This window comes from Robertmurraya sp. FSL R5-0851 (assembly GCF_038002965.1).
GTDB lineage: Bacteria > Bacillota > Bacilli > Bacillales > Cytobacillaceae > Robertmurraya_A > Robertmurraya_A beringensis.
Genome location: NZ_JBBOOE010000001.1, coordinates 353582 through 371894, shown reverse-complemented (window position 1 = coordinate 371894; position 18313 = coordinate 353582). Strand labels below are relative to the sequence as shown.

Below are 18313 nucleotides of genomic sequence, written 5' to 3'. Positions count from 1 at the left end.
TAATCTCCATCTTTTCCCCCGCTTAGCACCGTACGTGAGACTTTCACCTCATACGGCGCCCCATCAACTACTAGCTCGTTACATTATCAATTACACAGTTGCCCACTTTTTTACGAAGAGCGTTAACTTTACTCAGTTGTTCTTCATTAAGATTCAGTACATTAAGGTACTTATTAATGGCGCTTTCCTTTACCGCATGGATTAACTTATGGACTTCCTTACATATAAATATAAGGTTTTGATAAGCGTCCGTTCCACCTTTATTTCTAGGCTTTTTATGATGGAGTTCCATTTCCCCAATGATTAAATCTTTACGTGTTATTGCACATTTACCTAATTGAGCAATATATTTTGAGAGTCGATTGTCATTGTATTCCATACTCTCCGATTTTATTGGGTTTTCCATCAAATAATGTACCATGATCGGTGGTACAGCCTCTTGGCTATTGTGAACCAAGATTCGTCCACTTTCGGTATAAGAGTTTTTCTCCTGAGTAAAGTTCAAAGGGCTTTTGTGTTTCACCCCATCTATCGGGAATAAAATCATGCCACACGCAAAGAATTTCTTTTTATTAAGATAATCTTTATATGCTTTTTGAAAGAATGGTGTGATAACTCCCTTTGAACTCTTTGCTTTTTTAAGCTTGTTATACAGGATTCGTTTGACTGAGTAAGAAATTTCACTGAAATCCTTTGTCGTATGTGTCGCATACCGATAATAATTGTGAATTCCCAAGATAGTTGAGTTAAATTTAGTTACTTCAGCCTTATTCGGTTTTCTTCGAATAAATTCAGCTTTTGTTTTTATTTTCTCAATTACCTTGCGTCGTGATTTATCTGTCATATGCGATTTAACAACACGCTTTTTGCCTTTTGGAACTACTTTGAACTTAAACCCTAGAAACTCCGAATAGTTCTTACGTAAATTGACTACTCTCGATTTCTCATTGCTGATTTCAAGGCCTAATCTTTCCTTTAACCACTGCTTAGAAGATTCAAATATAATAAATGCGGTTTTGTGGTCTCGACAAAAGATTTTAAAGTCATCTGCATATCTTACAATAAACATTTCCTTTAACTTGGTATACCTTTTAAGGGTGGCGTATTTCACCGTTTGGTCAAACCGCTGTTTTCCACCAATTACACGTATCTTTGTGTAATCCTTTCTCGTCTTAAATGTTTCCCACTGATTACTTATCCACCAGTCGAATTCATTCAATACTACATTTGAAAGTAACGGAGAAAGAATTCCTCCCTGTGGAGTTCCCTTAGTAGGTTTCCCAATTCCTTTAACCTCAGCTTTGAGCATCTTACTTATAATCGAAAGAATACGTTTATCCCTAATTCCAATTGTCCATAGTTGTTTAAGCAACTTCCCATGATCAACGTTATCGAAGAAACCTTTAATATCAACATCTACTACATAATGTAGTTTGTTTTTGTTTGCTAATGTTACAGCCCTTGAATATGCGTGGATTTGACTCCGATGAGGTCTGAATCCATAGCTATGTTTATGAAAGCGAGCCTCGCATATAGGTTCAAGAACTTGTAATAAGCATTGTTGAATAAGTCTATCTTCAATAGTAGGAATTCCTAAAGGACGAATGCCGCCATTTGGCTTTTGGATTTCCTTACGTTTCACTTTATGAGGTTTATAATCATCTAGGCGATTTTTAACATATTGTACAAGCATATCAGGGCTTCTAAGTCCGATTTCGAATATAGTGTTTTGATTCACTCCTGCTGTCTTACTTCCCTTGTTTTTCTTGATGTTACGAAAAGCAAGTTTAACATTTGCAGGGTTTACAACTAATTCATATAACTTATTAAAAGTTTTTCCTTCCGAACTTAGCTGATATAACTGGTCAAACATGTCTTGCGTGTTGTAATACTCATTGTTTCTCAGCTTTTGACTTTTTAACTCCTTCGGCTTTGCATGGGTTTCAGTCAATTACTCACCTCTTTACATTCCCAAATTGGGTTTGTAATTTCAGCTTTCATTTCTCTTAGTCATACTCGAACCTGAAATTTCTGTGATAATAATGTCGTCTTCTAACAGTTGACTAATGGCTATCCCTCCACTGTTTGTTATCACAGTTTCTTTGGTACTGTGCCATTACCTTCACCGACATAAAAGAGGTTATACATATACACTTTCGACATATATGCTTTCCCTGCTACCGCTTCATAGAGTGCAAACTCTCCACGTTATCGGCTTACCACGTTCCAAGAATCCTATCTATTCATTCACAATCCGTAGGTGATTCCTCTAGCCCTGTTAGCTGGATGGTGCCTGTAACACCATAAGGTATTTCATAAAGACAAATTTTACTCTACCTCACTAACCCCGACATGCGGGACTATCCATTTCGAATAGCTATACCTCTAGAGCCGTACATTCGGAATTTCGTCAATAGATGGCTGTGACATCTAATTTCTCACCATAGACTATCTTGTAGAACCCCGGTCTATCAGCCATACCCTCTGCCTCCAGAGAGCTTTCCTCGTCTTTCTCGTTAGGATGACCTTCAACCGACTTCACCGAGCTTATAACCTTCAAGTGTTTTGCACCACCTGAACGCTATTCGGAGGATTAGGCGAGCCTTTCAGGGCGTTACCCCATCATTCGACTCTTCAGATTCTTAGTTCTCCTAGCTTTAAGCTAGTGGCTAATCTTTTCAATTAGCAACGTGTCGCACTATCTTGGTACTCGTCTACATGAATGTATTGAAACTTTCGTTGATAGAAAGTTAGTACTTCTGGAACACGTTGAAACAGTTGAATCGTTGTCATAATCAAGTCATCAAAATCGAGTGCTTGATTTTTGCGCAGTCGCTTCTGATAAAGCTCGTACACATCGGCAACAATTTGATCCATATGACCGCCCGCATTTTTCGCGAATTCTTCCGGACCAATCAGTTCGTTTTTCGCTGAACTAATAGCCCCAAGGATCGCACGTGGATCGTACTTTTTTGGATCAAGGTTTTTTTCTTTTAAAATGGTCTTAACCACGGATTGTTGGTCTGTTGTGTCAAGAATCGTAAAGTTACGATTGTATCCTAGTCGGTCAATATCTCTTCTTAAAATACGTACACACATCGAGTGGAACGTAGATACCCAAATTTCATCGGCTACTCCACCCATCATGGAATAAATACGTTCCTTCATTTCACGCGCCGCTTTATTTGTAAACGTGATCGCCAAAATATTGTACGGATTCACTTGTTTCTCTACCATCAAATAGGCAATACGATGCGTTAGTACTCTCGTCTTTCCACTACCCGCACCAGCCATCAATAACAGAGGACCATCCGTCGTTTTCACCGCTCGCTGTTGTTCTGGATTTAAACCATTTAATAATTTATCTGTTAAGTATTGCACTATATTTTCACCACCATACAAACATATGTTCTTATTCTATTTTACCTTTATACTATCGTTTAATCAATTTAATTTCGACCGTTTGAAGAGCTTCCTCTAAATTGTCGTAAACAGCATTCCCCACAATAATCACATCTGCTAGTTCAGCCATTTCCTTCGCCTGCTCTAATGTATGAATACCTCCACCGTAAAACACGGTTGTCTCCTGGGTTGCTTGGCTAACGGCCTTCACAATTTCAGGGTCCCCGTAGGTTCCACTGTATTCTAAATAAAAAATAGGCAAATGAAACATCTTCTCAGCAATTTGCGCATAAGCAACCACATCTTCCTTGGTTAAAGATGTTTGGGCATGGGTTAGTTTGGCTACTTTACAATTTTCGTTCAAGATACAATATCCTGCAACAAGAATTTCATCCCAATTCATGATATCCCCATATTCCTTAACCGCTTGATGATGTAAATCAACAATCCATTTGGAGTCAGGACTATTTAAAACCGTTGGGATAAAATAAAGATCAAAGCCTGGTGTAATCGACTCAAGGTTGGAGATTTCCAACACACAAGGCACCGTGTATCTTCGGATTCTTGCCATTAAATCCAGTACCTTTTCATCCGTTACTCCATCGGTTCCACCAACAATGACGGCATCTGTGCCTGACTCACATATTCTCTCCAGCGCTTCATCTGAGATTGTTTTATCAGGATCTAATTTAAAAGCATGACGCCATTCTCTTGTATCGTACATGCTGTAACCTCCATTCTACTATCACATTACACCATTATAGCACTAGCGAAAGTTTCTAAAAAATAAAACCAAAGATTTCTTATGAAAAAGCACTTGAATTCACGATATCATTCACAGGGCGTTTTTCATTGACATTTTGGCAAATTTTAATTGCTTATTATGTCTTGATTCACATAGTAGATCACAGGGTAAGGGTAATAAGCGGAGAATTTCCGGTTAGGCTCCTGAATACAGCTTGTTTTGGGGTAAATAAGCGGAGGTTTTCCGATTAAGCAAAGCAAAATTGCCGATTTTCACGTTTTTCGAGTCAATAGTCGGAATCTTTCCGTCTATTTAGCTATTTTCAGTACGATTTCCTTAATTAAGAGAAATTTCTCCGCTTATTTTTCAAACACGCTTTATTGCTTAAGCGCTAAAAAAGGATTAGAGATATTTGCATCTCTAATCCTTTTATCCCGCTATTTTTTACTCCGAAACCGTTCCTGCTTCTTCTTCCTTCACACGCTCTAATGCCATTTCATACGCATCGTTTCCGTAATTCAAGCAACGCTTAACACGTGAAATCGTTGCTGTACTTGCACCTGTTTCTGTTTCGATTTTATGATAGGTTTTCCCTTCACGAAGCATACGGGCCACCTCTAAGCGTTGGGCTAATGATTGGATTTCATTGACCGTACATAAATCATCAAAAAATTTATAGCACTCTTCTAAATCCTTTAACGTTAAAACCGCCTTAAATAACTGGTCGAGCTCTTTGCCCCTTAATTTATCAATTTGCATGATCTAGACTCCTTTATGATTGTATCGTAACGGTTTGTTCCAATCCTGGATTCGTTGGAACGATATTGATCCATGTTTTTCCTGGAACAAACTTGACTTCTTCGCCATTTAAGAAAGGAAGAATTCTTCCATCTACATTTTTCCACTCTACCTGAAGAAGCTTTCCTTGCTGTAATAAATACCCTTTTCCACCAGAGGTTAAATCAATCTCTCTTCTTCCAGAGTCATCGAGTAAAGTGTGCTCCATCTCCGCAATAAAGACATTGTCGAGAAGAACCGGCTCCTCTGAATCTAAATCTATCGTTTGTTCATCATTTGAATATCTAGCATATTTTTTGCTACTGGTATCGTATTTGTAGTCGACCTTAAACAGATTGCTCTTTAAGTAGGCAACTGTAACATTCTCAGCAGCTTCACCTGTGATACTGGCTAACTCGTCTTCCTCATAAAAAGGCAGTGCCTCTGGAGTTTCTGACATGTCATAACCGACTTGCTTTGCTCCTTTTAAAATATTCTCATAAGAAATATAGGAGTTATGTGGTGCTTGCCTGAAGCTCGCACGTTTAAAAAGCGTACCATCATACTGCATTCCATTTAAATTATCTATAACCCCACTCGTAAGCATTTCCTGTGCTTCAGGACTGTACCCATGAGCGATATATAATGAATCATACCCGCTGGCAAGGTCAATATAATAATCTCTTGCACTTCTTACTGGCCCAATATTTTCAGGATGTTCGCTTTGAAAAATAGCCAAAAATCTCGTCACATTGCCTTCTGCTAACACTTCGTAAACGATGTCTGCTTGGTTTAGAGCGGACTGCGGCCTTGCTTTTGGATCATTGTTGATCATCACACCAAATGCTCGACCAGATGGTTCATCTGAAAGTTCCACACCAGTTAAAGGAGCTTCAAAAGTTTGGGATACTTCTTCTACGACTGTATCTTCCTCTTCCACTGGTTTTTCACTTTCCTTTTGAACCTCTTCTACTTTGTTACAGCCAGTTAGTATAAAGGCAGATGCCAATCCGACTGTTATCCATTTCTTAAGCATCAATACACCCCTAATAATCTTTTTCTATGCTTTTTCTATGAGGTCCTTTTATATTTTAACGCATTATCGTTGGAAAGAGTATCATTTTGTTCATCACATCGTACATCCCTTGCTGCGTAATTCGGATATACGGCAGATGTGTGGATGAGAAGAATAGCAAGGTATAGATAGGATCGCCGTACGCATACCCTTTTGTTTTTAAATAAGCAAGCAATTCCTTATCTTCCTCAACCAGCCTCTCAACTGAGTGGTCACTCATCACTCCACTTAAAGGCAGTGGAATTTCTAACACAATTCTTCTTTCCTCACTGATGACAATTCCTCCACCCAGCTCGACCATGCGGTGAAAGGCGTTCATCATTTCATACTTGTTTTTTCCAATTAAGATAATATCTCCTGTTGTCGAGTACGAACTAGCTAAACCCTGTACCTTGTTAGAGAATCCTTTTAACATCGTGTTGATTCTCCATTTGCCATGTTTATCAATTAGCATGAAGAAGCATTCATCATGGTCACACGAAAGCTCATCATAATTGGCATCAATAGACACAGAATATGGCTTGGTAATAACGGCATTCTCCATTTTTATTCCAAATGGCATAGAGAACTGAAAATCATCCATGGATAGTTCCCAGTCTAACTTTAACGGTTCAAACCCCATATCCACCCAATTTAGTTGCTCATAGGCATTGGTGTCTTTTCCATCCCTTTTCACCCACTGACCTTTTGCCAAAACCGATACAGGGGTTGGATTACGTTCATCTGTCAAAAAGTTAATATTCGCTACTCTTCCTGTCGCAATATTTCCATGGAGGTGTTCTACATTGTAGTAGCGTGCTACATTAATCGTCCCCATATTGTAGGCATCAATGACTGGTACTCCCTTTTTTATGGCGATTCGAATCATATTATCAATAATTCCATTTTCGTAAAAGTGAGGAGATGCGCCGTCTGTGGTAAACATAAATTTATCGTACATCGTGATTCCCAGCTGATGTATTTCATCTAAAAGGACAGGTAAATCTGGACGGATAGATGAATGTCTTAACGAAACCATATAACCCTGCATGAGACGATTATAAATTTCTTCTCCAGTCATCGCTTCATGATCACAGTCTGCACCAAATAACATCATCTTTGCCAATGTTTTTTCAGATGCGCCCGGAAAATGGCCTTCCACTTTCTTTCTCATTCGTTTGGCTTCTTGCATCCAATGGAGCATCATATCATCCCCATCAAGAAGCTTTGGCCAACCGGTCAGCTCTCCGCCTTGAATCACTGCATCGTGTTCGAGCCAGGATTTCACATTGCTATGTGAAAAAATTTGCTCCTCGTCTCGGATCTCTGTTTGGGCATCAAAGCGGCACCACCAATACATGGAAGTTGGTGAGTTATGCATCTCCCTCATAAATGAGAACGCTTTATTTTTTTCCATCTGCAACGCAAGTACCATATTGTCATTAATTAGTGTTGTTGTTCCATATTGCGATGCATAGTGTGCAAGCGAATGGGGATTATATACTTGAAAGGGATGCGCATGTGGCTCAATATAGCCTGGAACCAGTAAAAGACCTGAGCAATCCACGATTTCACAATTGTCTACATTGTCAGGATATTGGTCGCCCACATAAATAATACGGTCGTCGTATATCCATATATTCGCTGTCATCCAAGCACGAAATGTTTGATTCAGGTACTTGGCATTTGTTAATAGAATAGTCGGAGAAACATTTCCATCTAGAACGGAAATATGTTCTCTAATATGTTTATTTTTCCATCGATATCGTTGATCCAGCATGTATGTCCCTCCTTAAGCAGTGTCCTTTATCTTAGAAAAAATTTGTCATATTACGGGTAACAATAGTTCAAATACCAAAGATCTACCATTGATTGGTTAGATTTTTTGACACAGTTTTTTCAAAAATATTGTCAGAAATTCAACACTACCTATCTAAAATGAAAACCCTTACATTTTATAGGTTTGGTTTTTATAGTACCATATTTCACTGTTTAACGCAGTAAAGAAGTACTAAATTTTTAAAATAATTGTAAAGGAGTGACAATTTCATGAATGTAAAGCCCAATATTGGCATTTTAAATGCTCTTGTCCGTATTACCATTGGTTTAAGTGTCTTAGCATGGAGTACAGCGAAACATACAAAAATGCCTTGGAGAGATTCCTATGTATTGCTAGGAATTTTAGGTGCTATGAAGGTGGCAGAGGGGATCGTTCGTTTTTGTCCAATCACTGCCCTCTATGAAAGAGAACAAAATTTGAGAAACAATCAAAATCAATCTTCTAATGAAAAATCAATGACGGAACAGTTTTTACCTTATAATACCCAATAAAAAAGCCCCCTCTGATCACAGAGGGGGAAATCTCACCATAGAAAGGAGTCATCACTATATGTTTTGGGAATATGTTAGCGATATGTCCTTTGTATTGATTGCTTTGATTGGAAGTATCATTGCTCTTCTATTTGTTTATATTAAGAAGTCTGGCAAGCGGCAAACGTAATGGCTTTATGTCCAATATCTTTTCTATAAAAAATGCCCTCACTTGATACATGGGATAACTCAGCATACACACGCTCTTGTGCTGCTTGAAGAGTGTCTGCCTTCGCAGCTGCTAGCAATACACGTCCGCCAGCAGTAACGATCTTTCCTTCCTCGTTCTGATCGGTTCCAGCATGGAAGACAAGTCCTTCCTTCACAGAATCAAGTCCTTCAATAACACTACCCTTTTCCGGCTGTTCGGGGTAGCCTTTTGCTGCGCAAACAACACCCACCACGGCATCAGATGACCACTCGATCGTTGGCTGTTCTCCGTTTAACACGGCAAGAATGACCTCTACTAAGTCCGATTCCATTCTTGGAAGAACCACTTGTGTTTCTGGATCACCGAATCGAGCATTGAACTCAATGACCTTTGGTCCGGAAGTCGTTTGAATCAGACCCGCATAAAGAATTCCACAGAAGCTTCTTCCTTCTTCAATCATCGCATGTGCAGCAGGCTTTAACACCGTTTCAACAGCTGTTTGAACAGCTTCACTGCTGATTTGCGGAACCGGAGAATAAGCCCCCATTCCACCTGTGTTTGGTCCTTGATCGCCATCGTATGCACGCTTATGATCTTGAGCAATTTCCATTGGCACCACAACGTCACCATTTACAAATGCCATGAGAGAAAATTCTTCTCCCTCTAAGAATTCTTCAATAACGACTTTCGCAGAGGCTGCACCAAACTTGCTATTCACGAGCATTTCTTTCAAGCTGTCAATCGCTTCTTCTAACGTTAGAGCAACGGTTACTCCTTTGCCTGCTGCAAGACCATCTGCCTTAATGACAATAGGAGCGCCTTTTTCCTCCACATACGCTTTCGCTGCATCAAAATCTGTGAAGGATTGATAAGCAGCGGTTGGAATTTGGTACTTTTCCATCAGCTCTTTAGCAAACGATTTGCTGCCTTCAATTACAGCAGCTTTTTGATCTGGACCAAAAACCGCTAAACCTTCTGCGCGAATGCGATCAGCAAGTCCCGCTTGAAGTGGTGCTTCAGGTCCAATAATCGTAAGACCAATCTTTTCTTCTTTTATAAAATGAATCAGCTTGTCTTGTTCGTCTTCAGAAATATCTACACGTACGGCTAAGTCTGTCATTCCTACATTCCCAGGAGCGACGAACACCTTTTCTACAGAAGGACTTTGGCTTACCTTCCAGCAAATAGCGTGCTCTCTCCCTCCACGACCTACGACTAGAACGTTCATGGTTTGTACCCCCATTTTTGAAAATTAGTGTTTAAAATGTCTAACTCCAGTGAATACCATTGCAATTCCGTACTCATCTGCTTTTTTCACTGAATCTTCATCACGAATTGATCCACCCGGTTGAATAATCGCTGTAATTCCAGCCTTTGCCGCTGCTTCAACGGTGTCATCCATTGGGAAGAATGCATCTGACGCAAGTACCGCACCTGTAGCTTTTTCTCCAGCTTGTTCTAAAGCAATTTTCGCTGCACCTACACGGTTCATCTGACCAGCACCAATTCCAAGTGTCATGTCAGCATCGTTCACAACGATCGCATTGGATTTCACATGCTTAACAACCTTCCAGCCAAGCTTCAGTGCTTTCCATTCCTCTTCACTAGGTTCACGCTTCGTAGCTACCGTTACAGTCGCATCTTCTAGTGTAAAACGGTCTTGATCTTGAACAAGTAGTCCGCCTTCAATTGACACATGCTTGTTTTCTACCTTAACTTTTTCATCAAACGGAATCGTTAGCAAGCGAAGATTCTTTTTGCTTGTTAATACTTCTAAAGCTTCCTCTGAATAAGAAGGAGCAATGATAATTTCTAAGAAGATTTCATGAAGCTTTTCAGCCGTTGGTTTATCCACTTCACGATTCAAGGCAATAATTCCACCAAAGATCGATACAGGGTCAGCAGCAAACGCCTTTGTGAATGCATCATAAACATCCGTTCCTGTTCCTACACCACAAGGGTTCATATGCTTAACAGCTACTGCAGCAGGCTCCGTAAATTCCTTTACGATTTGAAGGGCTGCATCCGCATCATTAATATTGTTATATGATAACTCTTTACCATGAAGTTGAGTGGCATTAGCAATTGAGAAAACAGAGCCAAGTGGCTTACGATAGAAAGCTGCCTTTTGATGTGGGTTTTCCCCATAACGAAGGCTTTGCTTTAATTCATAAGTAACGGTCATTTTTTCAGGATTTTCTTCACCAGCAAGATCTGTCATATATTCAGCGATCATCGCATCATACGCAGCTGTATGTCTAAATACCTTAGCAGCCAGCTTACGACGTGTAGCTTTCTCTACATTACCTGAAGCTTTCAGCTCTTCTAGTACCACTTCATAATCAGTAGGGTCAACAACCACAGTTACGAACTCATGGTTTTTGGCTGAAGCACGAAGCATTGTTGGTCCACCGATATCGATGTTTTCGATTGCATCTTCAACGGTCACATCAGGCTTAGCAATCGTTTGTTGAAACGGATAAAGATTGACACAAACGATTTGGATTGGGTCAATTTTATGCTCAGCAAGTTGCTTTTGGTGGTTTTCATCTGAAAACTTAGCTAAAAGGCCTCCGTGAATGTATGGGTTAAGTGTTTTTACCCGTCCCTCAAGAATCTCTGGAAAACCTGTTACATCGCTTACGCTAATAACTGGAACACCTGCAGCCTGTAAGGCATTCTTTGTTCCTCCAGTAGAAATTAATTCATATCCTAATTCACTTAAATGACGGGCAAACTCAACAACCCCAGTTTTATCAGATACACTAATTAATGCTCGTTTTTTCACTTTCCGTTCTCCTTTCACCCTTTAAAAGCTGGCTGATTACTGATGGATAGAGCTTGTGCTCCACCTCATGTATTTTTTTCTGCAGACTTTCCTTTGTTTCTCCCTCATCAACAACCACTGATTGTTGAGCGATAATAGGACCCGTATCCATCCCTGCGTCCACGTAATGTACCGTTACTCCACTTTCTTTCACATTAGCAGCTAACGCTTGACCGATCGCATCTTTACCCGGAAAGGCCGGCAGCATCGATGGATGGATATTGATGATTTTTCCTTCAAAATCAGTTAACAAGGTAGGACCAATTAATCTCATATACCCTGCTAATACCACAAGATCAATGTTTTTCTCTGTAAGAAGAGCACAAATCTTTTGCTCATACTCCTCTTTTGAAGAATAGTCCTTCGCACGAAACACAAACGTTGGAACGCCTGCCTCTTCTGCTCTTTGAATGGCGTACGCACTCGGCTGGTCACATACTAACAGCTGCACCTTCACCTCGAGCTCACCACATTGAATCGCTTCTAAAATCGCACCAAAATTACTGCCCGAGCCTGATGCAAATACAGCTATATTTTTCATACTGTCCCTCGCTTACCTAATGTGTATTCCCTCTTGGCTTGATACCGTTCCGATTGCATAAGCTTTTTCTCCACTTTCGTTAAAGAAACGAATCACATCGTCTGCAATCTTCTTATCCACTGCTACTACCATACCCGTACCCATATTAAAAATATTATACATTTCCTTACGGTCAAGCTCACCATACTTTTCAAGCAAGTTAAAAATGGCTGGTACCGTCCAGTTTGACTCTTCTAAGTCTGCTCCTAATCCCTCTGGAAGCATACGTGGGATGTTTTCTACAAAACCACCACCGGTAATATGAGCCATTCCCTTAATGTCAAACTTTTTCAATGCAGCTAATAATGGCTTCACATAGATTTTTGTTGGCTGTAGCAACTCCTCACCAAGGGTGCGACCAAGTTCATCTACGTGCTGAGTAAGATCAAGTCCTGCTTTTTCTAGCAATACTTTACGAACTAATGAGAAACCATTGCTGTGTAGACCGCTTGATGCAAGGCCGATTAGAACATCACCCGATTTGATCGAAGCACCGCCAACTAATGCCGACTTTTCACAAGCTCCTACCGAGAATCCAGCCAGATCATATTCTTCTTCACTGTACATACCAGGCATTTCAGCTGTTTCTCCACCAACAAGTGCGCAGCCCGCTTGTTCACAACCGTCTGCAATTCCCTTAACGATGGCTTCAATCTTACTAGGCTCTGCTTTTCCGCAAGCAATATAATCTAAAAAGTAAAGCGGCTCTGCCCCTTGAACCACAATATCGTTCACACACATGGCCACGGCATCGATTCCAATTGTGTCATGCTTATCGAGCATAAACGCAAGCATCAACTTCGTTCCCACGCCATCTGTTCCAGAGACGAGCACCGGCTCCTTCAGGTTTAGACTTGAAAGATCGAACATACCACCAAACCCACCTAAGCCTCCAAGCACACCTGGACGAATGGTACGCTCTACATGCTTTTTCATACGGGAAACAGCTTCGTATCCAGCCTCAATATCTACCCCAGCTTGTTTATAAGCATTTGCCATTGTAAAAACCCTCCATAGAAAAGCGCAAGCGTCTTAAGTAGACGCCGGTGCTAAACAATTTTCATGTAAAAATAGATTTCCGAAGAAAAGGCAGCATGTGCTGCTGCCATTTATTTGACCGTTTCTAGTGTTAGTTCCGTTGGATAAATTTCCGTTGGGTATTTACCAGTAAAGCAAGCTAAGCACTGTCCGCATTGATCCTCTCGTGGATCCTTCCCGATTGCTTCAAGCATTCCCTCCACACTCAAGAATGTGAGCGAATCCGCACCAATCATCTCTCGAATTTCTTCAGGCGAAAGCTTAGACGCAATTAACTCTTCTCTTGTAGACGTATCAATTCCATAGAAACACGGATTTTGAATCGGAGGAGAACTAATGACCACATGGACTTCCTTTGCTCCCGCTTCCTTCAACATCGTGACGATTCTACGGCTTGTTGTCCCTCTAACAATCGAATCATCCACCATAATGACACGCTTGCCCTCAACCACTCCACGAACGGGAGAAAGCTTCATCTTCACTCCCTGTTCACGCAAAGTTTGAGATGGCTGAATAAACGTACGACCCACATAACGGTTTTTAATTAAACCCATTTCATAAGGAATACCAGATTGCTCTGCATAACCAATCGCTGCGGAAATACTAGAATCAGGTACACCCGTTACGACATCCGCTTCAATCGGTACTTCCAAGGCAAGTTTTTTCCCCATTGCTTTTCTTGCCGTATGAACATTAATTCCTTGAATATTGCTATCCGGTCTTGAAAAATACACATATTCCATCGTACACATCGCTTGGTTTGATGCAATGGAATACATTTCTGAATGAATGCCATTTGCATTAATGGTAATTAACTCACCTGGCAATACATCGCGAACGAATTCCGCACCAACTACGTCAAAGGCACAAGTCTCTGATGCCACCACATACGCGTCACCCAGTTTAGCAATGGATAATGGTCGCATGCCGTTCGGATCAAGAGCAACCATTAACTCATCTTCTGTCATAATCAAGAAGGCGTAAGCTCCTTTTAACATCGTTAAAGCGGTTTTTACACGATCTTTAATCGATGAAAATCCACCGCGACGAATTAAATGGGCTAGCACTTCTGTATCAGAACTCGTTTGAAAAATACTTCCTTGTCCCTCAAGCTGAAGCTTCAGCTGATTCGCATTCACAAGGTTTCCATTGTGCGCAAGAGCAAGACTGCCCGTCTGTGAGTTGAAGAGAAGCGGTTGAACATTCTCGTAACCGCCTCCTCCAGCTGTTGCATAACGAACATGCCCAATTGCCGCACAGCCCGTCATTTCTTCCATCGCCTTGGCCGTAAAGATCTCGGCAACAAGACCTTCCCCTTTTAAGCCCTTCAATCTCTTTTGATCAGAAACGACCATTCCCGTTCCTTCCTGACCACGGTGTTGAAGGCTATGCAATCCGTAATACGTGAGTTGTGCAGCGTCCGGATGTCCCCAAATACCAAAGATACCACACTCTTCATTTAACCCCTTTAGCTCAGCAAGCATGGGATTGCCCCTTTCCAAGCCTTTTCTAGCGTAGAAACTGGTTGTGTAACGACCAATTCATCACCACAAGTTATTTTTAAATCAGAAGTATCTGTTACTGTACCGATATAAGTTGCATCTACTAAACTCTCAAATTGAGCTTGGTTTTCTTTTTTCACCGTTAATACGAAGCGAGATTGTGACTCACTAAATAGTGCCGTTGTTGCTTCGCCTTGAAGGGTAACTTCTGCTCCTAGTTCTGAGCTACCCATTAAGCTTTCAGCAAGTGCTACTGCTACTCCACCTTCAGACACGTCATGAGCAGATGCTACCACTCCTGCACGAATCGCTGAAAGAACTTGCTTTTGAGCTTTCTCTTCTACCTCAAGGTTAAGCTCTGGCGCTTTACCAAAGATATTGTTGTGTGTCAGCTTTTGAAGCTCACTTCCACCAAATTCAGGCTTTGTTTCCCCGATTAGATAGATTAAATCTCCCGCATCTTTAAAGCTTTGCGTAGTAATATGATCGATGTCCTCGATTAATCCAACCATTCCAACAACCGGTGTTGGATAAACAGCCGTTCCACTTCTTTCATTGTAAAGTGATACGTTCCCACCAATTACTGGTGTGCTTAAAACGTTACACGCTTCACTCATACCATCAACCGATTTTTCAATCTGCCAGAAAATTTCTGGCTTCTCTGGATTTCCGAAGTTTAAGCAGTCCGTGATCGCAAGTGGTACCCCACCAGAAGCAACAATATTACGTGCCGCTTCAGCCACTGCGATTTTTCCGCCTGTTTCTGGATCCAAGTAAATGTAGCGAGAGTTACAGTCCGTTGTCATCGCTAGTGCTTTTCTAGTTCCACGAATACGAACCACTGCTGCATCACTTCCTGGCGCAACCACTGTACTTGTACGAACCATATAATCGTATTGATCGTAAACCCACTCTTTGCTTGCAATCGTCGCTTGCTTAAGAAGATTTACTAACGTTTCGTTATGATCTTTAACTTCTGGCACTGTGTTCTCCATCGCTTGGAACTCACGGAAGTACGCAGGTTCTAAAGATGGCTTGTGGTAAACTGGTGCTTCTTCTGCAAGAGCATCAGCAGGAACATTCGCAACAACCTCACCGTTATGAACTAAACGAAGCATTTTATCGTCTGTAACTACACCGATAGCCACTGCATCTAAATCGTACTTACCAACGATATCAGCAATTTCTTGTTCACGACCCTTTTCAACAACGATTAGCATACGCTCTTGAGACTCAGAAAGCATCATTTCGTAAGCGGTCATTCCTTTTTCACGCTGTGGAACAAGGTCAAGATTCATCTCAATTCCTGAGCCTGCTTTACTTGCCATCTCCGCTGATGAGCTAGTAAGACCCGCTGCTCCCATGTCTTGAATTCCAACAAGAGCATCACATTTAACCAATTCAAGGCAAGCTTCTAGTAAAAGCTTCTCCATGAATGGATCTCCTACTTGAACTGCTGGACGATTCTCATCTGATGTCTCCGTTAGTTCTTCTGATGCGAACGTTGCACCGTGGATTCCATCACGACCAGTTTTAGCTCCTACGTACATTACTGTGTTACCAACACCGTGCGCTTGACCTTTTTTAATATCCTTATGGTCAATTAAGCCGACACACATGGCGTTAACAAGTGGATTGCCTTCGTAGCATGCATCAAACTGAATTTCTCCACCAACCGTTGGGATACCGATACAGTTTCCGTAACCCGCGATTCCAGCAACCACTTCTTTAAACAAATATTGAACACGGCTCGATGCGTCTAACTCACCGAAACGTAGAGAATTTAACAATGCGATTGGTCTTGCACCCATAGAGAATACGTCACGGATGATTCCGCCTACTCCTGTCGCTGCTCCTTGGTAAGGCTCGATTGCCGATGGGTGGTTATGACTTTCGATTTTAAAAACAACTGCCTGCTCGTCTCCGATATCCACAATTCCAGCACCTTCTCCAGGACCTTGAAGAACACGTGGACCTGATGTTGGGAACTTACGAAGAACCGGTTTTGAGTTCTTGTAGCTACAATGCTCTGACCACATAACAGAGAACAAACCTGTTTCTGTGTAGTTCGGCGTGCGTCCAAGAATGTCTTCTACCATTTGAAATTCTTCGTCAGACAAGCCCATTTGTGAATAAATTTTCTCTTGTTTAATTTGCTCCGGACTTGGCTCAAGCTTTAACAACATGTGAGTCCCTCCATTGTTTAACGATCGATTGGAATAACTTTACTCCGTCTGCTCCACCTAATAGCTCATCAACAGCTCTTTCAGGGTGTGGCATCATTCCTAGTACATTTCCTTGTTCGTTCATAATTCCAGCGATATCCGCTAAGCTACCGTTAGGATTATTCGTATATGTGAAAACGATCTGCTTGTTTTCTTTTAATCTAGTTAATGTCTCTTCATCACAATAATAGTTTCCTTCACCATGAGCGACAGGAATTTGGATGGTTTCTCCTTGCTTATAGCTACCAGAGAACATCGTTTCGTTGTTTTCCACACGAAGTTCAACATTTTTACAAATGAACTTTAAGCTTTCGTTACGACGCATCGCTCCAGGTAGTAAACCTGCTTCTAATAAAATTTGGAATCCGTTACATACACCGAGTACCGGCTTACCAGCTTCAGCTGCCTTCACGACTTCCTGCATGACGTTACTAAAGCGAGCAATAGCACCTGTTCTTAGGTAATCACCGTAAGAAAATCCACCTGGTAAAAGGATGGCATCAAATCCGTCTAAGCTGGTTGCGTCATGCCATACGTATTCTACTTCTTCTCCTAGTTCATCCTTAATCGCATGATACATATCGATGTCACAGTTTGAGCCAGGAAACACGATTACCGCAAATTTCACTGTGCAACACACTCCTCAATCTCATAGCGATAGTCTTCAATAACTGTGTTAGCTAGGATTTTTTCACATACTTCTTTGACTACTTCTTCTACATCACGATCTGATTTTTCTACTGTTAATTCCATATATTTTCCGATACGAACATCTGATACCGCCTGATAATTTAACGAATGTAGTGAATGAACAACTGCAGTTCCTTGTGGATCTAATACACTCTCTCTTAACGTTACAAACACTTTAACTTTATACATGTTGTGGTCCTCCTAATTTTTCAAGAATTGTTTCATATGCATCCGTTAAACTTCCTAAATCGCGGCGAAATACATCCTTATCAAACTTTTCATTTGTGACTGCATCCCAAAGGCGGCATGTGTCAGGCGAGATTTCATCAGCAAGTAATAATTCTCCTGCAGCATTCTTCCCGAATTCTAGTTTGAAATCGATTAAGCGAATTCCTAGCTCTTTGAAAAAGCTTGATAAAGTCGCATTTACAGTCAGTGCTTTTTCCTTTAATTGCGCTACCTCTTCAGGAGTGGCAAGCTTTAATTCTTCTACATGATCATCTGTGATAAGCGGATCACCTAATGCATCATCCTTTAAATAAAACTCCACTAAAGGCTTTGACAGCTCCTTGCCTTCTTCTACTCCAAGGCGTTTTGAAAAGCTTCCAGCTGCCACATTACGAACGACTACTTCAAGAGGAACAATGTCCACCTTTTGAACAAGCTGCTCAGTCTCAGAAAGGCGCTTTACAAAGTGAGAAGGAATACCTGCGTCTTGAAGCTTTAAAAATAACAAACTAGTAATCTCGTTATTCAAGCGACCCTTCCCATCGATTGTTGCCTTTTTTTCACCATTAAAAGCAGTAGCTGAATCTTTGTACTCAATCCAAACAATTTGTTCATCATCCGTTTTGTACACCCGTTTCGCCTTGCCTTCGTATAATAAGGAACCTTTTTCCATTAGCAATCGTACCTCCTGAATCGGAATATTGGCAATTTTTTGAGTAGAAGC

The 18313-nt window shown here is 41.0% G+C and carries 17 protein-coding genes and 1 pseudogene; 2 read left to right on the top strand and 16 right to left on the bottom strand.

Features of this window, described 5'->3' with window-relative positions; translation table 11 throughout:
• Positions 1-70: 70 nt before the first annotated feature.
• The 7 genes and pseudogenes from ltrA to MKX65_RS01935 all read right to left on the bottom strand — a co-directional run bounded on the left by ltrA (position 71) and on the right by MKX65_RS01935 (position 7758).
• Positions 71-1951, bottom strand: a complete 1881-nt coding sequence (gene ltrA, locus MKX65_RS01965) for a group II intron reverse transcriptase/maturase (protein ID WP_318010528.1) — start codon at positions 1949-1951, stop codon at positions 71-73.
• A gap of 459 nt (positions 1952-2410) precedes the next feature.
• Positions 2411-2542 carry a hypothetical protein gene (locus MKX65_RS01960; protein WP_340902024.1) on the bottom strand — a complete coding sequence of 44 codons (132 nt, stop codon included), beginning with the start codon at positions 2540-2542 and terminating at the stop codon, positions 2411-2413.
• Positions 2543-2697: 155 nt separating this feature from the next.
• Positions 2698-3381 (bottom strand): annotated as a pseudogene (locus tag MKX65_RS01955) (UvrD-helicase domain-containing protein); the annotation flags it as partial.
• Between the two features lie 52 nt (positions 3382-3433).
• On the bottom strand, positions 3434-4126 hold the full coding sequence (locus MKX65_RS01950) for a heptaprenylglyceryl phosphate synthase (RefSeq protein WP_340902023.1): 693 nt from the start codon (positions 4124-4126) through the stop codon (positions 3434-3436).
• A gap of 465 nt (positions 4127-4591) precedes the next feature.
• Positions 4592-4906: a YerC/YecD family TrpR-related protein gene (locus tag MKX65_RS01945; RefSeq protein ID WP_160548533.1), complete on the bottom strand. Its 315-nt coding sequence runs from the start codon at positions 4904-4906 to the stop codon at positions 4592-4594.
• Between the two features lie 13 nt (positions 4907-4919).
• Positions 4920-5960, bottom strand: a complete 1041-nt coding sequence (locus MKX65_RS01940; RefSeq protein ID WP_160548534.1) for a DUF3048 domain-containing protein — start codon at positions 5958-5960, stop codon at positions 4920-4922.
• 55 nt (positions 5961-6015) lie between these two features.
• The gene (locus MKX65_RS01935) at positions 6016-7758 is read right to left on the bottom strand and encodes an adenine deaminase C-terminal domain-containing protein (protein WP_340902022.1); all 1743 of its coding nucleotides are present in this window, start codon (positions 7756-7758) and stop codon (positions 6016-6018) included.
• Between the two features lie 269 nt (positions 7759-8027).
• Here MKX65_RS01935 and MKX65_RS01930 point away from each other — a divergent pair, with 269 nt between their 5' ends.
• Both MKX65_RS01930 and MKX65_RS01925 read left to right on the top strand, forming a co-directional pair.
• Positions 8028-8309 (top strand): YgaP family membrane protein, encoded by a 282-nt coding sequence (locus tag MKX65_RS01930; RefSeq protein ID WP_340902021.1) that lies wholly within the window; start codon positions 8028-8030, stop codon positions 8307-8309.
• A 58-nt stretch (positions 8310-8367) separates the two neighbouring features.
• Positions 8368-8478: an EYxxD motif small membrane protein gene (locus MKX65_RS01925; RefSeq protein WP_340902020.1), complete on the top strand. Its 111-nt coding sequence runs from the start codon at positions 8368-8370 to the stop codon at positions 8476-8478.
• Here the strand turns inward: MKX65_RS01925 and purD are convergent.
• The 9 genes from purD to purC all read right to left on the bottom strand — a co-directional run bounded on the left by purD (position 8450) and on the right by purC (position 18262).
• Positions 8450-9727, bottom strand: a complete 1278-nt coding sequence (purD, locus tag MKX65_RS01920; protein WP_340902019.1) for a phosphoribosylamine--glycine ligase — start codon at positions 9725-9727, stop codon at positions 8450-8452. The genes MKX65_RS01925 and purD overlap by 29 nt on opposite strands.
• Before the next feature lie 24 nt (positions 9728-9751).
• Positions 9752-11287, bottom strand: a complete 1536-nt coding sequence (gene purH, locus MKX65_RS01915; RefSeq protein ID WP_340902018.1) for a bifunctional phosphoribosylaminoimidazolecarboxamide formyltransferase/IMP cyclohydrolase — start codon at positions 11285-11287, stop codon at positions 9752-9754.
• A complete protein-coding gene (purN, locus tag MKX65_RS01910) occupies positions 11265-11867 on the bottom strand; it encodes a phosphoribosylglycinamide formyltransferase (RefSeq protein ID WP_340902016.1) in 603 nt (200 codons plus the stop codon). Before purN ends, purH begins: the two co-directional genes overlap by 23 nt.
• 12 nt (positions 11868-11879) lie before the next feature.
• A complete protein-coding gene (gene purM / locus MKX65_RS01905) occupies positions 11880-12905 on the bottom strand; it encodes a phosphoribosylformylglycinamidine cyclo-ligase (protein WP_160548539.1) in 1026 nt (341 codons plus the stop codon).
• Positions 12906-13015: 110 nt separating this feature from the next.
• Positions 13016-14428 (bottom strand): amidophosphoribosyltransferase, encoded by a 1413-nt coding sequence (purF, locus tag MKX65_RS01900; RefSeq protein WP_160548540.1) that lies wholly within the window; start codon positions 14426-14428, stop codon positions 13016-13018.
• Positions 14413-16632 (bottom strand): phosphoribosylformylglycinamidine synthase subunit PurL, encoded by a 2220-nt coding sequence (gene purL, locus MKX65_RS01895; protein WP_160548541.1) that lies wholly within the window; start codon positions 16630-16632, stop codon positions 14413-14415. Before purL ends, purF begins: the two co-directional genes overlap by 16 nt.
• Positions 16616-17299 carry a phosphoribosylformylglycinamidine synthase subunit PurQ gene (gene purQ / locus MKX65_RS01890; protein ID WP_340902015.1) on the bottom strand — a complete coding sequence of 228 codons (684 nt, stop codon included), beginning with the start codon at positions 17297-17299 and terminating at the stop codon, positions 16616-16618. Before purQ ends, purL begins: the two co-directional genes overlap by 17 nt.
• Positions 17296-17550 carry a phosphoribosylformylglycinamidine synthase subunit PurS gene (gene purS / locus MKX65_RS01885; protein ID WP_119706435.1) on the bottom strand — a complete coding sequence of 85 codons (255 nt, stop codon included), beginning with the start codon at positions 17548-17550 and terminating at the stop codon, positions 17296-17298. Before purS ends, purQ begins: the two co-directional genes overlap by 4 nt.
• Positions 17543-18262: a phosphoribosylaminoimidazolesuccinocarboxamide synthase gene (gene purC / locus MKX65_RS01880; protein ID WP_340902014.1), complete on the bottom strand. Its 720-nt coding sequence runs from the start codon at positions 18260-18262 to the stop codon at positions 17543-17545. The genes purS and purC overlap by 8 nt, the downstream gene beginning before the upstream one ends.
• Between the last annotated feature and the right edge of the window lie 51 nt (positions 18263-18313).

Excerpts from the sequence above, each read along its gene's own strand:
- MKX65_RS01950 (WP_340902023.1), bottom strand. The coding sequence starts at position 4,126 with ATGTACGATACAAGAGAATGGCGTCATGCTTTTAAATTAGATCCTGAT.
- MKX65_RS01945 (WP_160548533.1), bottom strand. The coding sequence starts at position 4,906 with ATGCAAATTGATAAATTAAGGGGCAAAGAGCTCGACCAGTTATTTAAG.
- MKX65_RS01940 (WP_160548534.1), bottom strand. The coding sequence starts at position 5,960 with ATGCTTAAGAAATGGATAACAGTCGGATTGGCATCTGCCTTTATACTA.
- MKX65_RS01935 (WP_340902022.1), bottom strand. The coding sequence starts at position 7,758 with ATGCTGGATCAACGATATCGATGGAAAAATAAACATATTAGAGAACAT.
- MKX65_RS01930 (WP_340902021.1), top strand. The coding sequence starts at position 8,028 with ATGAATGTAAAGCCCAATATTGGCATTTTAAATGCTCTTGTCCGTATT.
- MKX65_RS01925 (WP_340902020.1), top strand. The coding sequence starts at position 8,368 with ATGTTTTGGGAATATGTTAGCGATATGTCCTTTGTATTGATTGCTTTG.
- purD (WP_340902019.1), bottom strand. The coding sequence starts at position 9,727 with ATGAACGTTCTAGTCGTAGGTCGTGGAGGGAGAGAGCACGCTATTTGC.
- purN (WP_340902016.1), bottom strand. The coding sequence starts at position 11,867 with ATGAAAAATATAGCTGTATTTGCATCAGGCTCGGGCAGTAATTTTGGT.
- purM (WP_160548539.1), bottom strand. The coding sequence starts at position 12,905 with ATGGCAAATGCTTATAAACAAGCTGGGGTAGATATTGAGGCTGGATAC.
- purF (WP_160548540.1), bottom strand. The coding sequence starts at position 14,428 with ATGCTTGCTGAGCTAAAGGGGTTAAATGAAGAGTGTGGTATCTTTGGT.
- purL (WP_160548541.1), bottom strand. The coding sequence starts at position 16,632 with ATGTTGTTAAAGCTTGAGCCAAGTCCGGAGCAAATTAAACAAGAGAAA.
- purS (WP_119706435.1), bottom strand. The coding sequence starts at position 17,550 with ATGTATAAAGTTAAAGTGTTTGTAACGTTAAGAGAGAGTGTATTAGAT.
- purC (WP_340902014.1), bottom strand. The coding sequence starts at position 18,262 with ATGGAAAAAGGTTCCTTATTATACGAAGGCAAGGCGAAACGGGTGTAC.